At 73.0% G+C, this 17,688-nt stretch carries 15 protein-coding genes and 1 riboswitch; of the genes, 5 read left to right on the top strand and 10 right to left on the bottom strand.

The genetic code is table 11. The annotated features are described in order from the left end of the window. Positions 1 to 11: 11 nt before the first annotated feature. Entirely contained in the window at positions 12 to 857 is an 846-nt protein-coding gene (locus tag RB608_RS16930; protein WP_308089216.1) for an oxygenase MpaB family protein, read from the bottom strand. A 50-nt stretch (positions 858 to 907) separates the two neighbouring features. Between RB608_RS16930 and RB608_RS16925 the strand changes: the two genes are divergently transcribed. After that, the gene (locus RB608_RS16925) at positions 908 to 1,504 is read left to right on the top strand and encodes a helix-turn-helix domain-containing protein (protein ID WP_308089215.1); all 597 of its coding nucleotides are present in this window, start codon (positions 908 to 910) and stop codon (positions 1,502 to 1,504) included. Positions 1,505 to 1,529: 25 nt separating this feature from the next. Here RB608_RS16925 and RB608_RS16920 read toward each other — a convergent pair whose 3' ends face one another. The 3 genes from RB608_RS16920 to gcvT form a co-directional block, all read right to left on the bottom strand. Further along, positions 1,530 to 2,912 (bottom strand): L-serine ammonia-lyase, encoded by a 1,383-nt coding sequence (locus RB608_RS16920; RefSeq protein WP_308089214.1) that lies wholly within the window; start codon positions 2,910 to 2,912, stop codon positions 1,530 to 1,532. Positions 2,913 to 3,010: 98 nt separating this feature from the next. After that, positions 3,011 to 3,391, bottom strand: a complete 381-nt coding sequence (gcvH, locus tag RB608_RS16915) for a glycine cleavage system protein GcvH (RefSeq protein WP_308089213.1) — start codon at positions 3,389 to 3,391, stop codon at positions 3,011 to 3,013. A 24-nt stretch (positions 3,392 to 3,415) separates the two neighbouring features. Further along, on the bottom strand, positions 3,416 to 4,534 hold the full coding sequence (gene gcvT / locus RB608_RS16910; RefSeq protein ID WP_308089212.1) for a glycine cleavage system aminomethyltransferase GcvT: 1,119 nt from the start codon (positions 4,532 to 4,534) through the stop codon (positions 3,416 to 3,418). 155 nt (positions 4,535 to 4,689) lie between these two features. After that, positions 4,690 to 4,786, bottom strand: a riboswitch (glycine riboswitch). A 133-nt stretch (positions 4,787 to 4,919) separates the two neighbouring features. Here gcvT and RB608_RS16905 point away from each other — a divergent pair. The 4 genes from RB608_RS16905 (at position 4,920) to RB608_RS16890 (ending at position 8,958) form a co-directional block, all read left to right on the top strand. Then, entirely contained in the window at positions 4,920 to 6,455 is a 1,536-nt protein-coding gene (locus tag RB608_RS16905) for an SDR family NAD(P)-dependent oxidoreductase (protein WP_308089211.1), read from the top strand. A gap of 123 nt (positions 6,456 to 6,578) precedes the next feature. Then, positions 6,579 to 7,814 (top strand): endonuclease/exonuclease/phosphatase family protein, encoded by a 1,236-nt coding sequence (locus RB608_RS16900; protein ID WP_308089210.1) that lies wholly within the window; start codon positions 6,579 to 6,581, stop codon positions 7,812 to 7,814. Between the two features lie 38 nt (positions 7,815 to 7,852). After that, the gene (locus RB608_RS16895; protein WP_308089209.1) at positions 7,853 to 8,203 is read left to right on the top strand and encodes a UBP-type zinc finger domain-containing protein; all 351 of its coding nucleotides are present in this window, start codon (positions 7,853 to 7,855) and stop codon (positions 8,201 to 8,203) included. After that, complete coding sequence (locus tag RB608_RS16890; RefSeq protein ID WP_308089208.1) at positions 8,203 to 8,958, top strand: endo alpha-1,4 polygalactosaminidase; 756 nt, start codon at positions 8,203 to 8,205, stop codon at positions 8,956 to 8,958. Before RB608_RS16895 ends, RB608_RS16890 begins: the two co-directional genes overlap by 1 nt. Here RB608_RS16890 and RB608_RS16885 read toward each other — a convergent pair whose 3' ends face one another. The 6 genes from RB608_RS16885 to RB608_RS16860 are packed head-to-tail and all read right to left on the bottom strand — an operon-like array spanning position 8,959 to position 17,686. Next, entirely contained in the window at positions 8,959 to 9,795 is an 837-nt protein-coding gene (locus tag RB608_RS16885; protein WP_308089207.1) for a universal stress protein, read from the bottom strand. 9 nt (positions 9,796 to 9,804) lie between these two features. Beyond that, positions 9,805 to 10,740, bottom strand: coding sequence for a universal stress protein (locus RB608_RS16880; protein WP_308089206.1), 936 nt, complete (start codon positions 10,738 to 10,740; stop codon positions 9,805 to 9,807). Then, complete coding sequence (gene cydD, locus RB608_RS16875) at positions 10,737 to 14,105, bottom strand: thiol reductant ABC exporter subunit CydD (RefSeq protein ID WP_308089205.1); 3,369 nt, start codon at positions 14,103 to 14,105, stop codon at positions 10,737 to 10,739. The genes RB608_RS16880 and cydD overlap by 4 nt, the downstream gene beginning before the upstream one ends. After that, a complete protein-coding gene (cydB, locus tag RB608_RS16870; protein ID WP_308089204.1) occupies positions 14,102 to 15,130 on the bottom strand; it encodes a cytochrome d ubiquinol oxidase subunit II in 1,029 nt (342 codons plus the stop codon). Before cydB ends, cydD begins: the two co-directional genes overlap by 4 nt. A gap of 21 nt (positions 15,131 to 15,151) precedes the next feature. Further along, on the bottom strand, positions 15,152 to 16,585 hold the full coding sequence (locus RB608_RS16865) for a cytochrome ubiquinol oxidase subunit I (protein WP_308089203.1): 1,434 nt from the start codon (positions 16,583 to 16,585) through the stop codon (positions 15,152 to 15,154). A gap of 39 nt (positions 16,586 to 16,624) precedes the next feature. Then, positions 16,625 to 17,686: an Acg family FMN-binding oxidoreductase gene (locus RB608_RS16860; protein ID WP_308089202.1), complete on the bottom strand. Its 1,062-nt coding sequence runs from the start codon at positions 17,684 to 17,686 to the stop codon at positions 16,625 to 16,627. Positions 17,687 to 17,688 lie beyond the last annotated feature (2 nt).

Here is a 17,688-nt window from a genome sequence, read left to right as displayed (position 1 = left end):
CTCCTGGTGGGTCACACGAGGCGGCGGCCGAACCGGCGGCGCAGGCGCAGGTCGGCGAGCCACAGGTTGAACGGGAAGTTCCGCAGGAAGCGGGGCAGGCGGCGCTCGACCGCGCCGGCCGTCCGGAGCAGCCGGTCGAAGCGGCGTTGCTGGCCCGCGGTCCAGGTCAGGCCCATCGCCTCCCGGAACAGCGGTGGCAGGAAGCCGGTCGTCACGAATACCACGAACGGGCCGAGCGGGCGGAAGGGCCTCGGGAAGTTGCGGAGCCGGGTCAGGTCCATGAGGTACGACGCGACCGCGGGATCGATGTCGACCTCGGCCTCGGCCTCCTCCCAGTAGCGCCGGAAGGCCTCCCGGTCCGCGGGCCAGGCGTCGGCCGGCATCTGCAGCGTGGTGCCGAAGCGGGCGCAGTGGGCGTAGAGCGCGTCCGCCTCGGCGTCGGGCAGGGGGCCGTGCATTCGCTCGATCATGTCGACGGTGCCGTAGTAGAGGCAGGCGGCGACCCAGGTCTGCAGCCGCGGGTCCATCGCGCGGTACTGCACCTTCTCGTCGGGCCGGGACACGACCTGCGCATGCTGGCGGTTGACCTCCTTGCGGAAGGCCGCCCGGTCGTCGTCGGTGCCGAGAAGCGCGACGGCGAGGTAGGTGAACGTCGTCCGGCCGCGCTTGAAGGGACGCCGCATGGCCGCTCCGTCGTGCACCCGGCTGTTCATGACGCCGTAGCCGACGCCGGGCCAGCTCAGCTGCATGATCACGTTGGCCGGGCCGGCGAGGTGGGCGCCGACGCCGGACACGTGGTCGCGCATGTCGAAGCCGGCGGGGACGGGGAGATCGCGGACCCGGAGGTTGGTCGCCATGGGCTCAAGGTAGCCTTTTATTGGCACAGTGCCAATAGTAGGTTGGGGTCATGACCGAGACCGCTCGTCGCCAGCGCCTTGCCCCCGACGAGCGGCGCGAGCAGATCCTGGTGGCCGCCGAGCGGCTCTTCGCCGAGCGGCCCTACGTCGAGGTGTCGACCACCGGCATCGCCCGCGAGGCCGGGGTCGCCCGGGGCCTGCTCAATCACTACTTCGGTGACAAGCGGAGCCTCTACCTGGAGGTCGTCCGGCGCGCCTCGCTGCTGCCGACGCTCGAGGACGTCCCGCTGCCGACGGGCTCGCTGACCGAGCGGGTCGACGCGGCCGTGTACTGGTTCCTCGGCTCGATCACGCCCGAGCGGGCGACCTATCTCACGGTGCGGGGCCCGGAGGGGGTGGGGGAGGACGCCGAGGTCCGCGCGATCCTCGACGGCGCGCACGACCTGGCGGCCGGCCGGGTGCTGGAGATGGTCGGCGGCGACCCGGCGGACCCTGCGGCCCGGGCCGTCGTGCGCTCGTTCGGCGAGCTGGCTCGGGGAGCGATCCGGGAGTGGTCGCGGGAGCGGACACTCAGCCGCGAGCAGGCGCACCTGCTGTTGAGGGAGGCTCTGCTGGCGATCGTGCGGGACGTGCTCCCCGGCCTCTGAGCCCGATGCCGCGGCCGGCCGGTGCTCAGCACTCGATCACGTTGACGGCGAGGCCGCCGCGCGAGGTCTCCTTGTACTTCGTCTTCATGTCGCGACCGGTCTCGCGCATCGTCTTGAGCGCCTTGTCGAGGCTGACCTTGTGCGAGCCGTTGCCGTGGATCGCCAGTCGAGCGGCGTTGATCGCCTTGACCGACGCGATCGCGTTGCGCTCGATGCAGGGGATCTGGACCAGGCCGCCGACCGGGTCGCAGGTCAGGCCGAGGTTGTGCTCGATGCCGACCTCGGCGGCGTTCTCGACCTGAGCGGGCGTGCCACCGAGGAGCTCGGCGAGCGCGCCGGCGGCCATGGCGCAGGCCGAGCCGACCTCGCCCTGGCAGCCCACCTCGGCGCCGGAGATCGAGGCGTTCATCTTCGCCAGGATGCCAATCGCGGCGCCGGTCAGCAGGAAGCGGACGATGCCGTCGTCGACCTGCTCGGGCGTGCGCCCGGCTGCGGCGAAGCGCACCCAGTAGTGCAGCACCGCGGGCACGATGCCGGCGGCGCCGTTGGTGGGTGCCGTGACGATCCGGCCGCCGGAGGCGTTCTGCTCGTTGACGGCCAGGGCGAACAGGTTGACCCAGTCGATGACGTCGAGCGGGTCGTCGCTCCCGGTCCGACAGAGCTTCGCGTAGAGCTCGGGTGCTCGGCGGGGCACCTTCAGCCCGCCGGGCAGCACGCCTTCGTGATGGCAGCCCTCCTCGACACAGGCCGCCATCACCCGCCAGATCTCCAGCAGCCCGGCACGGATCTCCGCGTCGTCGCGCCAGGTCAGCTCGTTGGCGAGCATCACGTCGGACACGGACATGCCCTCGCGCTCGCAGACGGCGAGCAGCTCGCCGCCCGTGCTGAAGGGGTAGGGCAGCACCGTCTCGTCGGCGACCACACGGCCCGCGCCGGCCTGGTGCTCGTCGACGACGAAGCCGCCCCCGACCGAGTAGTACGTCCGCGCCCGCACCGCGGTGCCCGCGTCGTCGTACGCCGTGAAGACCATGCCGTTGGGGTGCGCGGGCAGGGACTGGCGCCGGTGCATGACGACGTCGTCGGCGACGAACCGGATCCGGCGGTCTCCGGCCAGGTCCAGCTCCTCCCGCTGGAGGATCGCCGCGACCCGGGCGTCGTACGTCGAGGTGTCGGTCGTGGCCGGGTCGTCGCCCTCCAGGCCGAGGATGACCGCCTTGACGGACCCGTGGCCGTGGCCGGTCGCGCCCAACGAGCCGAACAGCTCGGCTCGGACCCGTGCCACGCGGGGCAGCTCCCCGTCGGCGGCGAGCCCCTCCGCGAAGATGCGCGCGGCGCGCATCGGCCCGACCGTGTGCGAGGACGACGGCCCGATGCCGATCGAGTAGAGGTCGAAGACGCTCAGCGCCATGAGATCACGGGCTCCTGCGGTCCATGACTCGACGGTACAACGAGGCCCTGAGCCTGGATCCGTGGCTTGCCGCCGACCGGTCGGGCATGCCGCCCACCTCAGGCCTCCAGGAGGGCTTCGTACGCGGCGGCGTCGAGCAGCTCGGGGGTGCCGGTGACCTTGACGACGAACAGCCAGCCCTCACCGAACGGGTCGCTGTTGATCAGGCTGGGGTCGGCGTCGACCGCACCGTTCACCTCGACGACCTCGCCGGTCACGGGGGCGTAGAGGTCGCTGACGGACTTGGTCGACTCGAGCTCGCCGCAGGTCTCGCCGGCGGTGACGCCGCTGCCGACCCCGGGGAGGTCGACGTAGACGACATCGCCCAGGGCGTCGGCGGCGTACGCGGTGACGCCGACCTTGGCGAGGTCGCCGCCAGCGCCGTCGACGGCGATCCACTCGTGCTCGGCGGTGTAGCGCAGGTGCGTGGGGTTGCTCATGGGGGTCTCCTGGAGGTCGGTGGGTCAGCGGGTGCGGGAGTAGAACGGGAGCTCGACGACCTCGGCGTCCTCGAGGGTGCCGCGCAGCGAGACGGCGAGGCGGGTGCCCGGTGCGGCCAGCGCCGGCGCGACGTAGGCCATCGCGATCGGCTTCTCCAGCGAGGGGGAGGGCGCGCCGCTGGTGATGACGCCGACCTCGGCGCCGGTGGCCGGATCATGGACCGGGTAGCCGGCGCGCGGCGAGCGACGGCCGCTCGACACGATCCCGACCAGCGTGCGCTGCACGCCCTCCTCCTTGCGACGGGCGAGGGCGGCGTCGCCGACGAAGCCCCCCGGCTTGTCGAGGACGACGACCCGCCCGAGGCCGGCCTCGAAGGGCGTGGTCTTCCGGTCCAGCTCGTGACCGTAGAGCGGCATCCCCGCCTCCAGGCGCAGCGTGTCGCGGCAGGCGAGCCCGGCCGGGACCAGCCCGTGCGGCTCGCCGGCCGCGGACAGCGCGGCCCAGGCGGCCGCCGCGTCGGCCGGCCGGCAGTAGACCTCGAAGCCGTCCTCGCCCGTGTAGCCGGTGCGGGCCAGCAGCACGTCGATCCCGGCGAGGGTGCCGGCGTCGATGGCGTAGTACCGCAGCGACGGGACGTCGAGGTCGGTCAGGTCGGCGACGATGGCGGCCGAGGCCGGGCCCTGCACCGCGAGCAGCGCCCAGTCCGCCGACGCGTCACGGACCTGCACGTCGTACCCCTCGGCGCGGACGGCCAGTTCCGGGGCCACGACGGCGACATTGCTCGCGTTCGCGACGATCAGGAAGTGCTCCTCGGCGAGCCGGTAGACGACGAGGTCGTCGATGACCCCGCCGTCCTCGGCGCAGATCATCGAGTAGCGCGCCCGGCCGACGCCGATCGCGGACGGCCGGCTCACCAGCGCGTGGTCCAGAGCCGCGCCGGCGCCGGTCCCGGTCAGCTCGATCTCGCCCATGTGGGTCAGGTCGAAGAGCCCGGCCCGGGTGCGGACCGCGCGGTGCTCCGCGGTCTCCGAGCCGTAGCGGACCGGCATCTGCCAGCCCGCGAAGTCGGTGAACGACGCGCCGAGGGCGCTATGGACGTGGTGCAGCGGGGTGAGCCGCGGGGTCCCTGAGGGAGTGGTCATCGGGAGGCTTCCTCGTGGAGAGCACGGCGTACGCCGGCTCGTGGCTGGGTTGCCTCCCCGCTCTGTCATCGCTACCTGAGAGCTTCACCGCCCGGTCGGACGGCTTGCACCGTGGGTGCGGGCCGGTGGATCCGGTCCGACTTTCCAGAGTTCGCCTCGTCCCGGCGGTCAGGGTGCCTGAGAGATTCTTGGGGAGATTTGCTCCTTCGGCGCCCCGTCCTCGTGGGACGGAGACTCTCCCGCCGGGGTTCGAACGGCGCGATGTTCAGTTGTCGTGCGGTGGGGGGTGGTGCGCGGCCGAGCCTAGGAGCCCGCGACGGTGGGGTCAACGTGGGGTGGCGGTCCTGATCCGTGACTTGGGCCGACCCGCACGTACGATGCGCCGGTGCCCAGCCCGTACTTCGTCGATCCTTCCGAGCAGCTGGCCGGGATCGACCCCGACGAGCTCGCGATCGCGCTCAAGGTCCTCGGCCAGCTGCCCCAGCTGCCCCCGGACCACGACGACATCCGCACGGTGAAGCGCGCGGCGTCGTACATGTACAAGATGATCAAGCGGGCCCGGCGCGCCGAGATCCGCATGGAGCGGCAGAAGCACGACCAGGAGATCATCGAGCGGACGGCGACCGGCTCCGCGTTGCGGATCGACGACGAGACCGCGGGCATCCCGCTGGTCTCGACGGCGCAGGGGGCCTTCGCCGGTGAGCTGCTCACCGCGCGCGGCTGCTACATCTGCAAGGAGGACTTCACCCTCGTCGACGCGTTCTACCACTGGCTGTGCCCGCGCTGCGCCGCGATGAGCCACGCCAAGCGCGACCAGCGCACCGACCTGACGGGCAAGCGCGCGCTGCTCACCGGCGGCCGCGCCAAGATCGGGATGTACATCGCGCTGCGCCTGCTCCGCGACGGCGCGCACACCACGATCACCACCCGGTTCCCGAAGGACGCCGTGCGCAGGTTCGCCGCGATGGAGGACGCGGCCGACTGGCTGCACCGGCTCAAGATCGTCGGCATCGACCTGCGCGACCCCACCCAGGTGATCTCGCTGACCGACGACGTAGCGGCCGACGGCCCGCTCGACATCATCATCAACAACGCCTGCCAGACCGTACGACGCCTCCCGGGCGCCTACACGCACCTCACCGAGGGCGAGCTGGCGCCGCTGCCGACCGCCTCAGCGCTCGGAGTCAGGGAGCTGCCCGAGATGGTGGCGTTCGACTCGATCTCCGAGGCGCACCCGGCGGCGATCGCCGGCGCCCTGGCCGACCATGCCGTCGCCCACCACGAGGGGGAGTCGGCCGAGTCCGCCCTGGCCTCCCACAACGCCGCGTCGCTCACCGCGCTGGCGCTCAAGGCCGGCAACGCCTCGTTGGAGGCCCACCTCGCCGGCACGGCTGTCGACGCGGGCGGGCTCATCCCCGACATCCAGGACAACAACTCCTGGACCCAGGTCCTCGACCAGGTCGACCCGCTGGAGCTGCTCGAGGTGCAGTTCTGCAACTCGATCGCGCCCTTCCTGATCAACTCCCGGCTGCGCCCGGCGCTGCGGGCCGCGGTGCAGAACGGTGCCCGCCGCGCATATATCGTCAACGTCTCGGCGATGGAGGGTCAGTTCTCCCGCCGCTACAAGGGCGCCGGGCACCCGCACACCAACATGGCCAAGGCCGCGCTGAACATGATGACGCGCACGTCCTCGGGCGAGATGTTCGAGACCGACAAGATCCTGATGACCGCCGTCGACACCGGCTGGATCACCGACGAGCGGCCGCACCACGAGAAGCTGCGGATCGCCGCCGAGGGCTGGCACGCGCCCCTCGACCTGGTCGACGGGGCGGCCCGGGTCTACGACCCGATCGTGCGCGGCGAGGCCGGCGACGATCTCTACGGCTGCTTCGTCAAGGACTATCAACCCTCACCTTGGTGACGCGCGTGCCGAAGAGAACGGTCGCGACCGGATTCCTTGTTTCGCTCCACATTTGGTGCCACTTCACGAGAAGGTAGATCTATGGCTCCCAGTTCGACAACCCCCCTACGTCGTCATGCCCTCGTGCTCCTCACCGCCCTCGCCCTCGGGCTGGCGGTCCTGGCCTCCGCCTCGCCGGCGCGGGCCGCGGCCACCCCCGACGCCCCCTGGGTCTCCGGCCAGCAGGTGACCGGCGGCGCCGTCACCGTCAACCTCGACTGGGACCCGGTCGCCGGCGCCTCGTCGTACGACGTCTGGATCTCCACGGCGGGACCGGACACCTACCCGGGCGAGGACCCGCACCGGATCACGCTGGGCGGGATCGCCGGCAACCACGCCGACATCCGGCAGCTGACCCCGAACACGACCTACTGCTTCGCTGTCGTCGTCAACGGCGACGGCAGGGGCAACGGCAACGGCGGCCCCCGCTCCTGCAAGGTGACGCCCCCGGCCTCGCGCGCCGTCGTGGCGACCGCGTTGTCGACGACGGCGGCCACCTTCAACGTCGCGTGCGGTGCCAAGAAGAACTGCAACAAGGGCTGGAAGTGGAAGAAGCGCCAGAAGAAGGTCGTCGCGGACATCGGCCGCGTCAATGCCGACGTCATGGTGTTCGTCGAGGGCCATCTCGCCCACAAGTACGGCAAGAAGAAGCGCTGGATCGGCAAGGTCATGAAGAAGCGCGGCTACACGCTGGCCTGCCAGACCCAGAAGAGCAAGAAGCGCAAGCTGTTCAGCCAGACCGCCTATGTGCGCACCAGCGCGTACGCCGTCGTCGGAAAGAAGCAGAACAGCAAGGGCACCCGCTTCACCATGTTCGGCGACCGTGACCACGGCTTCTGCCAGGCGCTGATCCAGCACCGCGGCACCGGCAAGCAGGTCGCGGTCGGCGCCGTCCACCTCCGCGACGGCAAGGGCGGCGCCGACGGCCTGCGGCAGCAGGAGACCAAGTACGTCGTCGACCGGGTGACCTCCGCGTTCCCGGGCGTGCCGACCGTGCTGCTGGGCGACTACAACTCCCACCGCGGCCTGGACCGCCGTGGCCAGACCGACACCCCGCGCCTGGTGATGGAGTCGGCCGGCTACGCCGACGCCGTCGACATCGCCGCGCAGCTCACCTACCCGTACCTCAACTCCGCGCACGGCTTCGACACCAACCCGCCGCGCTCGTCGACCTGGCCGACCCATGTCGACCGGATCTTCGTCTCGCCCGGCATCACGGTGCCGCGGTGGGAGAACCTCGCGGCCCTCGCGGGTGGCCGCTACGCCACCCCGATGGCCTCCGACCACAACCCGGTGAAGGCGACGCTGTACATCCCGTGAGGCTGTACATCCCCTGGCCCGGTTCCTAGGGTCGGGACATGGCTGAGGAGATCCCCGCGATCGCGACCGACGTCCCACCCAGCGGGCCGGGCTGCGCCGACTGCGCGGCAGCGGAGGGCTGGTGGGTGCACCTGCGGCGGTGCGCCGCGTGCGGACGGGTAGGCTGCTGCGACAGCTCGCCCGCCCAGCACGCGAGCGCACACTTCCGGGCGACCGGACACCCCGTCGTCCAGTCGTTCGAGCCGGGCGAGGACTGGTTCTGGGACTACGCCGCCGAGGACTACGGGTCCGGCCCGGAGCTCGCGGCGCCGACCAGCCATCCCGACGACCAGCCGGCGCCCGGCCCGCGTGGCCGGGTGCCGCTGAACTGGCGCGAGCTCATCCACTGATGCTGCCGGCGCTCCTGCTCGGTCTCGCGCTCGCGCTCGGGTCGGCGCCGGCGACCCCGCCGGTGACTCCGCCGCCGGGTGGGGTGGACCTCGACTACCAGCTCGGTGGCGCGGTCCCGCCCGCCGCGACCGTCGGCATCGTCGTCCGGGACAGGCGGGCGGCGCCGGAGCCGGGACGCTACAACGTCTGCTACGTCAACGGCTTCCAGACCCAGCCGGACGAGCGGAGGCGGTGGCTCCGGCATCCCGCGCTGGTCCTGCGCGACGGCGGCCGGCCGGTGGTCGACGATGCCTGGGGCGAGTGGCTGCTCGACATCCGCACGGCCGCCAAGCGCGAGCGACTGGCCAGGGTCGTGGGCCGCTGGATCGACGGCTGCGCCCAGGCCGGGTACGACGCCGTCGAGATCGACAACCTGGACTCCTTCTCCCGCAGCCACGGCCTGCTCCGGCCCCGCCACGCGAAGCGGTACGCCCGGCTGCTCACCGCCCGGGCCCACGCCGCCGGTCTGGCGATCGCCCAGAAGAACTGGGCGGGGCTGGACGGGCGCGCCCTCGGCTTCGACTTCGCGGTCGCCGAGGAGTGCGGGCGCTACGACGAGTGCGGTTGCTACGTCGCGTCGTACGGCGACCGGGTGCTGGTCGTCGAGTACCGCGCCCGAGACTTCCGGCGGGCCTGCGCGGCCTACGGCTCCCGGCTCGGCATCGTGCTCCACGACCGGGACCTGGCTCCCGACGGCCGCCGGGCGTGGTGCTGATCAGCTCTGATCCGACGGCTCGGGCACGACGGCGACGGTGGTGCGGGCGCGCTCGACGACGGCGGTCGCGATCGACCCGGTGACCAGGCGGCCGACGGTGTCGAGGGGATGCCGACCGACGACGACCAGCTCCCAGGCCGCGGTGCGGCTGCCGAGCACGTCGTCCACCAGTCCGTGCGTGACGCGGAGGGTGACCCGCACGTCGGGGTACTTCTCGCCGAATCCGGCGACGGACTCGGCGAGGAGGAGGTGCGCCTCGTCCTCGGGACCCAGGTCGAGGTCGTCGACCCGCACGTTGCGGAGCCCGGCGACGGCGGCCACGACGTCCCACACGACGTGGACGACGGTGAGGCCCTGGCCGCGCAGCGCCGCCTGGGCGAAGGCGAAGTCGAGGACGGGGAGCGAGGAGGCGGTGCCGTCGATGCCGACGATCACGCCCTTGCCCGGGTGTTCGTCGGCCTGTGGCCGGCACACGACGACGGGGCAGGAGGCGAGCCCGCTCACCGCGGTGCTCACCGAGCCGAGCAGCATGCTGCGCACGGTGCCGCGACCGCGGGAGCCCAGGACGAGCAGGTGGGCGTCGCGGGAGAGGTCGACCAGGACCGCGCGCGGGTCGCCGGGGGCGGTCAGCCCGATCGCGTCGACGTCGGGGGCGAGCTCCCCGGCCTGGCGGAGCGCCGCGTCGTTGACCCGCCGTACGTCGCCCTCGCCGGCGGTCACCACCGCCAACGGCCGCCCCTCGAGGGCCGCCTGCGTCGCGGCCCAGTCGAGGGCGCGGGCGGCGTGGGTGGAGCCGTCGGCAGCGACCACGATGCTGCCCGGTCGGATGGTGTTCAAGGATCCTCCTCAGACTTCGGCAGGCGGGTCGGCCTGCGGTACGACGGCCACGGTGGTCCGCGACCTCTCCACGACGGTGGTGGCGACCGCGCCGGTGACCAGGCGCAGCAGCGAGTCGACCGGGTGACGGCCGACGACGATCAGGTTCCACGTCGCGCTCGTGTCGGTGAGGCAGTCCTCGGCCATGCCGCGGGCCAACCGCAGGTCGACGGCGACCTCGGGGAACTTCGACGAGATGCCGGCGACGCTCTCGCCGAGGAGCACGCGGTACTCGTCCAGGCCGGACTCGCGGGGAGAGACCATCACCGGTCCGTGCGCGGCGCCGATCTCGTCCCAGACGGCATGGACCACGGTGAGCGGCAGGTCCATCAGGGAGGCCTGGGCGAACGCGAACTCGAGGACCGGCAACGACTCCGGGGTGCCGTCGGCGCCGACGAGGACGCCCCCGTCGGGCGGCTGCTCGTGCCGCTGGGGTCGGCATACGACGACCGGGCAGTCGGCGTCGCGGCTGACCGCCGCGCTCACCGAGCCCAGGACCTTGCTGCGGAAGACGCCCCGTCCGCGGGAGCCCATCACGATGAGGTGGACATCGCGGGAGAGGTCGACCAGCACACTGCGGGGATCTCCGACCAGGACGACGCTCGAGACGTCCAGTCCGGGGTGGAGGTGCCGGGCGAGCTCGACCGCCTGACGAGTGATGGCGCGGCCGCTCTCCTGGAGTTGCTCGGGGTCGTAGGCGTACGCCGCGCCCACTCCGCTCCACGCGACCGCCGGTACGCCGGGTATGCCGATGGCGGTCACGACGGTCAGCGGCCGCCGCTCGAGGAAGGCCTGCTCGGCAGCCCAGTGGACCGCCCGGTCGGCATCGTCGGAGCCGTCGGTGGCGACGACGATGCTGGTGGGTGCGATCCGGTGCTCACCGGTGTCGGTGTCGGTGGTGGTCATGGATCCAAGCCTTCCGGGAGCGGGCCGGGCGCGACACGGGCCGAGGCCCTGGACCGGGCAGGACCTTCGGCCCGCGGCGTCAGACGGACCGTCCGGTCGACCAGGTCCCGTCCCGCGGCACCGTGGGTGATCCACAGGACCGATCGCTCGCGCGCCCCGGCGAGGACCTCGCGGGCCAGGGCGGCGGCGGTCGCCCCGTCGAGGTGGGCCGTCGGCTCGTCCAGCACCAGGACCGGCTGGTCGGCGAGCAGCGCGCGGGCCACGCCGATCCGGGCCCGCTCGCCCCCGGACACGTCCGCATGCCCCGCGCCGACCCAGGTGCCGAGTCCGTCGGGCAGCGCGTCGAGCCAGGGGCCCAGGTGGGCCCGGCGCAGCGCGTCGTCGACCTCGGCGTCGGTGGCCTCCGGCCGGGCCAGACGGACGTTCTCGGCCACGGTGGTGGCGAAGACGTGCGGGTGGTCGTCGACGAGACCGACCCGGCGTCGTACGTCGTCGAGGCCGAGGTGCTCCAGCGGCGCGCCGCCGAGCTCCGCGGTGCCGCGGGCGGAGTCGAGGAAGCGCAGCAGGACCGCGGCGAGCGTGCTCTTGCCGGATCCGGACGGCCCGACCACGGCGACCCGGTCGCCCGGTCTGAGCTCGAGCGAGACCGGTGCGGTCAGGGGCGCCCGGGTGTCCCACCGGGCCTCCATCCGGTCGAGCGTGATGTCGTGACCGTGCGGGGCGGCGCGGCCCGGGACGTCGGCAACCGCGGGTGTCGTGTGCTCGAGCGCCCGGAGCCGTGCGTCGGCGGCTGCCGTGCGCGCGGCGAGCAGGCCCGCGTCGGCGCAGGGGAGCGCGACGTCGGCGAGTGCCAGGGGCAGGAGCACCAGCAGCGCCATCAGCGGACCCGAGAGTGATCCGTCGGCGACGGCTCCCGTGGTCACGGCGGCGGTGGCGGCCACGGCTGCGCCGCTCCCGACCAGGACCAGGGCGCGAGCGGCGGCCAGCCAGCGGACGGCGACGGCGGCGATGGCGCCCATCCGGGCGCTCGTCGCTGCGACCCGGTCGGCCGTCGCCGTCGCGCGCTGCCACATGCGCAGCTCGTCCGCGACCTGGACCGCCTCGACCACGGACGCCGAGAGCTCGGCGCGCAGGCCGACCAGCCTGCGCTCGGCCGAGCGAGCGCCGTGGCGGGCGACGAGGAACGCGATCGGCCCGGCCAGCACCGCGCCCGCGACCACGATGCCCGCCGGCGGATGCAGCAGGGTCGCGCCCGCGCTCGCCAGCAGGCCGACGAGGCAGAGCTGGACCAGTGGCATCCGGACCCGCAGCTGGCGGTCCACGACGCTGTCGACATCGTCGACGACGGAGCTGAGCAGGTCGCCGCGTCGGCGGCCCAACCGGGCGGGCACCAGGGGGACGAGAAGGTCGTACATCTCGACCCGGCGGCGGGCGAGCAGGCGCAACGCCGCATCGTGGGCGCGCAACCGCTCGACATAGCGCAGCACGGGCCGGGCGAGGCCGAAGGCTCGGACGCCGACGATCGCGACGAGCAGCGTGAGCACGGCCGGGCGGGTCGAGGCCTGGACGATCAGCCAGCCGGCCGTCGCGGTGAGCGCCACACCGGACGCGGAGGCCAGTGCGCCGATCACGGCGGCGCCGGCGAGCAGGCGGCGCTCACGGACGGCCGGAGCGGAGGTGGTGGCCGGCATCGAGGTGCTGGTGGAGCCGGTCGGGACCGTGATCCGGGGCGCGGGACCGGACGCCGGGGCAGGCCGGGATGCGGCGGCCGGCAGCACGATCCGGTGCTCGGTCAGGCCGACCAGCCGTGGCCGGTGCGCGACGACGAGGACGGCGCTGCGCCGGCCCAGGGCGACGATGGTGTCGGCGATGACCTGCTCGGTCAGGTCGTCGAGGTGGGCGGTCGGCTCGTCGAGCAGCACCCAGGGCCGCTCGGCCAGCACCACCCGGGCCAGCGCCAGCCGGGCTCGCTCTCCGGCCGAGAGGGTCAGCCCGTCCTCGCCCAGCGGCGTGGCGAGACCGGCGGGGAGCGCGCGGATCCGCTCCTCGAGGGCGACCTCGCGCAGCGCCGCCCAGAGTGCCTCGTCGTCGGCATCGGCGCGCGCGAGACGGAGGTTGTCGGCGACACTTCCCGCCACGAACCGCGGCTGCTGTGGCAGCCAGGCGACCTGCGTCTGCCACGACGGGCCGCCGACCGGCCGGCCGCCGGCGGTGATGCTCCCGGCCGGTACCGGGAGTAGGCCCGCGACGGCCGAGAGCAGCGTCGACTTGCCGCAGCCCGACGGCCCCACCAGCGCGGTGATCCCGCGCGCGGGGACGAGCGCGGAGACGTCGGCCACGGCGGGGACGGCCCGACCGGGGTAGGTCACCGTGACGCCGTCGAGCACGAGTGGCGCGCCCCATGGGGCAGCAGCGTCGACGGTCTCGGTCAGGCCGTCGGCGAGCAGGTCGTGCGCCTCCGTGAACGTCGCCGCGCCCTCGGCGGCGGCGTGGAACTCCGCACCGACCCGACGCAGTGGCCAGTACGCCTCCGGAGCGAGCAGCAGCACGACGAGTGCGGTCTGCAGGCCGACCGACCCCGATGCCAGCCGAACCCCGATCGTGACGGCCACCAGCGCGACCGAGAGCGTCGCGACCAGCTCGAGCACGGCGGAGGAGGCGAACGCGACCCGCAGCGTGCGCAGCGAGGCGCGGCGGTAGCGGTCGGTGACCTCCGCGATCCGGCCGGACTGGGCGCGGGCCCGGCGGTGCGCGACCAGGGTCGGCAGGCCGCGCACGACGTCGAGGAAGTGTCCCGACAGGGAGGCCATCGCGCGCCACTGCTCCTCGGCGCGGTCCCGCGTCGCCAGGCCGACCAGCGCGCCGAAGACCGGTATCAGCGGCAGCGTGGCGAGCACGATGATCGCGCTCAGCAGATCCTGGGTGGCGATCGCGAGCACGGTGAGCGGCGGGAGGACCGCCGCCACCACGACGGCGGGTACGTAGCGCGTGACATAGGGCTCGGCGGCGGAGACGCCTCGGGTGACCAGCACCGCCTCCTCGCCCGACGTCGCCGCGGCGCCGGTCCGCTCGACATGGGCGCGGACCAGGCGGTGCCGCAGCACCGTGCTGATCACCGCGGCCGCGCGTGCGGCGCACTGGTCCGCGGCGGAGCCGACCACCGCGCGCAGGGTCAGGATCCCGACGACGCCGAGCGCCCACCCGGTCAGCTCCTGGCCGCGGAGCACGGCGATGATCAGCCCCGCCACCACCCAGGCCTGGGCGATGACCAGGGCCCCGCCCAGCGCCCCGGCCACGACGACGCCGGTGAGGCCGGCGCGGGCCGGGGCGAGCATCGCGCGCAGGCGCGGGTCCGAGGGCCTCATCGGGCGGCCGCGGTCACTGTGGCCGCGGGAGCGGGCGGGATGTGGTGCGTGGCGATCCGCTTGCGGAACACCCAGTAGGTCCAGCCCTGGTAGGCGAGCACCAGCGGCGTGAACACGACCGCGGTGACCGTCATGATCTTCAGCGTGTACGCCGTCGCGGCGGCGTTGGTCGTCGTCAGTCCGGCGCCGTCGGCGAGGGTCGTCGGCATCACGTCGGGGAAGAGCGCGAGGAAGAGCCCCGCGACCGCGAGCCCGATCGCCACGAAGGTGCCGAGGAACGCCCAGCCCTCCCGGCCGGCGCGGGCCCCCAGACCCGCGCCGACCAGGGCCAGCGCCGCCACCACGAAGGCGACCGCGGAGCCCGCCGTCCCCGTCTGCTGCTGGGTCCAGGCGAGGAAGGCCACCGCGAGGAGCGCGGCCACGCCGACCAGCGGGACCGCCAGGCGCCGGGCCCGGTGCCGGATCTCCCCGTCGGTCTTGAGTGCGATGAAGAGCGCGCCGTGGGTGAGGAAGAGGGCCAGCGTGGTCAGGCCACCGAGCAGTGCGTAGGGGCTCAGCAGGTTGAAGAAGCCGCCGGCGTACTCCAGGTCCGCGTCGATCGGCACTCCGCGCAGGATGTTCGCGAACGCCACTCCCCACAACAGCGACGGCACGAACGAGCCCACGATGATGGCCAGGTCCCAGCGGCCCTTCCAGCGCAGGTCGTCACGCTTGGCGCGGTACTCGAAGGCCAGGCCGCGGACGATCAGCGCCAGCAGGATCAGCAGCAGCGGGAGGTAGAACCCGCTGAACAGCGTGGCGTACCACTCCGGGAACGCGGCGAAGGTGGCGCCGCCGGCCACCAGCAGCCACACCTCGTTGCCGTCCCACACGGGTCCGATGGTGTTGATCATGACGCGGCGCTCGGTGTCGTCGCGGCCCAGCACCGGCAGCAGCATGCCGACACCGAAGTCGAACCCCTCGAGGGTGAAGTAGCCGATCCACAGGACGGCGATCAGGACGAACCAGACGGTGGTGAGCTCCATGGCGGTGTCTGTCTCCGGTTCTCAGTAGGCGAAGGCGAGCGGGCGATCCTCGCCGGCATCGGTCGGTACGTCGGGCGGCAGCTCCTCGGCGCCCTTCCGGATCCAGGTGAGGAGCAGGCGCACCTCCACCACCGCGAGCACGCCGTAGACCGCCGTCAGCGCGATCAGCGAGGTCCAGGCCTCGCCGGTCGAGAGCCCCGGGGAGACCGAGTGCTCGGTCGTCATCAGGCCGAAGACGGCCCAGGGCTGGCGGCCCAGCTCGGTGAAGATCCAGCCGAAGGAGTTGGCGAACAGCGGCAGGAAGGGGAGCGCGATGGCCGCGGCGAGCACGGCTCTCCCGGTGGGTGCGCGGCCGCGGCGGGTAGCCCACAGGACCCACGCGGCGATCGCCGCCCCGGCCATGCCCAGGCCCATCATCAGCCGGAAGGACCAGTAGGTCAGAGGGATGACCGGGGTGTAGTCGCCGGGGGAGTAGTACGCCGCGCCAGGATCGGCGCCGTACGTCTCCCGGTACTTCTCGCGCAGGTCGTTGATCCCGTCGACCTCGCCGCCGGGCGTGCCGGTCGCGAGGAAGGACAGCAGGCCGGGGACCTTGATCGAGAACGTCTCGTGCTCACCGTCGAGCGTCCCGAGCTGGAAGACGGAGAAGTCGGCGGGCGCCTCGGTCTCGTAGAGGCCCTCGGCCGCGGCCATCTTCATCGGCTGGACCTCGGTCATGATCTTGCCCTGGACGTCGCCGCTGACGACGACGCCGAGCGCCGCGACCAGCACGATCCAGGCGCCGGTGCGGACTGCGGGGCGATAGACCGCCCGGTCCTCGGGGGTGCGCGCTCGCCGGAGGTGCCACAGCGCGATGCCGACCACGAAGGCCGCGCCGGTCATGTAGGCCGACAGCACGACGTGCGGGAAGGTCACGAGCTGGACCTTGTTGAAGAGGACGGCGGCGAAGTCGTTCATCTCCGCGCGTCCCGTGTCCGGGTTGAAGGCGTAGCCGACCGGGTGCTGCATCCACGAGTTCGCGGCGAGGATGAAGTACGCCGAGAACAGGGTGCCGACGTGCACCAGCACCATGCAGGCGGCGTGCAGCCGCGGGGGCAGCCGGTCCCAGCCGAAGATCCACAGGCCGAGGAAGGTCGACTCGAGGAAGAACGCCAACAGGCCCTCGATCGCCAGGGGCGCGCCGAACACGTCGCCGACGAAGCGGGAGTAGTCGCTCCAGTTCATCCCGAACTGGAACTCCTGCACGATGCCGGTCACCACACCGATGGCGAAGTTGATCAGGAACAGCTTCCCGAAGAACCTGGTCAGCCGCAGCCAGCGCTCGTCCCGGGTGCGCAACCAGGTGATCTCGTAGCCGGCGATGATCGCCGAGAGGCCGATCGTGATCGGGACGAACAGGAAGTGGTAGACGGTCGTGATGGCGAACTGCCATCGCGCGATGTCGGTCGGGTCCACAGGTGCTCCTGGCAGAGGGCGGGGGCTGACAGGCCCACGCTAGGAAGCACCCGGGGTGCGGCCCCACGGCCGGAATCCCCCGCGCGACGGGACTTTCGGCCCCCAGGCTGGGCCTTGGACCTCGAGGACGTCGGCGAGCGGGCGCCGGGGTGTCCGGGGGAGCCCGCCGCGGCCGATCGCCTGCCACCCCACGCGGAGCAGGACATGCGGCTCGAAGGCGCCGCCCAACACGGAGCGGCCGATCTCGCGGCGGGTCTCCTCCACCTCGGTCGGCTGGCTCATCGGGACCACCGACAGCCCCTCACGGGTGGCCTCGAGCCACAGGGCGCTCATCGCCTCGCCGGAGCGCAGCCACCCGGCCACGTCGTCGTCGGCACCCCCGAGCGCGATCACCCGGTCCCCGCCGTGGAGCACCATTCGGGTGTCCTCCAGCAGCCCGGGCCGGAAGCGCGAGCGGGCCTGCAGCGGATCGGGCTCGTCGGGCAGCAGGTCTGGGGGGATGCCGTCGGCGCTGCCGCGGCCGATCCAGTGGTCCTGCTCGGCTTGGCGGCGGGCGTCGAGCTCCAGGGCGGTCAGCGCCTGGTTGGCGAGCAGCTCGAGCCGGAAGCGGGCGCCGTCGTCGCTCACCGCGGCGGCGCGTACGCCCCACGGCGCGGCCAGGCGGCACAGGTCATCGAGCCGGTGCCCGGGGACCGGCCATGCGGTGAACCGGCGGCGGTCGGTACGGCGGGCGTCCAGCAGCTCCAGGTCCTCGGGTACGACGACGGTCCGGTCGGTCCGGTGCACCCGGATCCGCGCCAGCTCGGTCTCGTCGGGGCCCGGCGGCAGCCGTTCGACGTCGGTGGCCCAGCCGAGCGCCCGGGCCGCGAACTGCAGGTGGTGCAGGGCCGCTCCGCAGCTGAGGGTGAGGTCGCGGCCGCGCGGGTCCTCCACGGCCAGGCGGCGGGACAGGTCCGCGGAGAGGGTGAGCAGTCCGCCGGCGTACCGCCAGCGCCAGGGCTGGGTGTTGTGCACGCTCGGCGCCCGGCAGGCCAGTGACACCAGGCGCTCGACGTCGGTCGTCGGTGCGGGCTCGATGCGCGGCACAGCGGGACTGCTCATGG

Source organism: Nocardioides sp. LHD-245, assembly GCF_030929495.1.
Classification (GTDB): domain Bacteria; phylum Actinomycetota; class Actinomycetes; order Propionibacteriales; family Nocardioidaceae; genus Nocardioides.
This window is presented reverse-complemented; position numbering and strand designations above follow the sequence as displayed.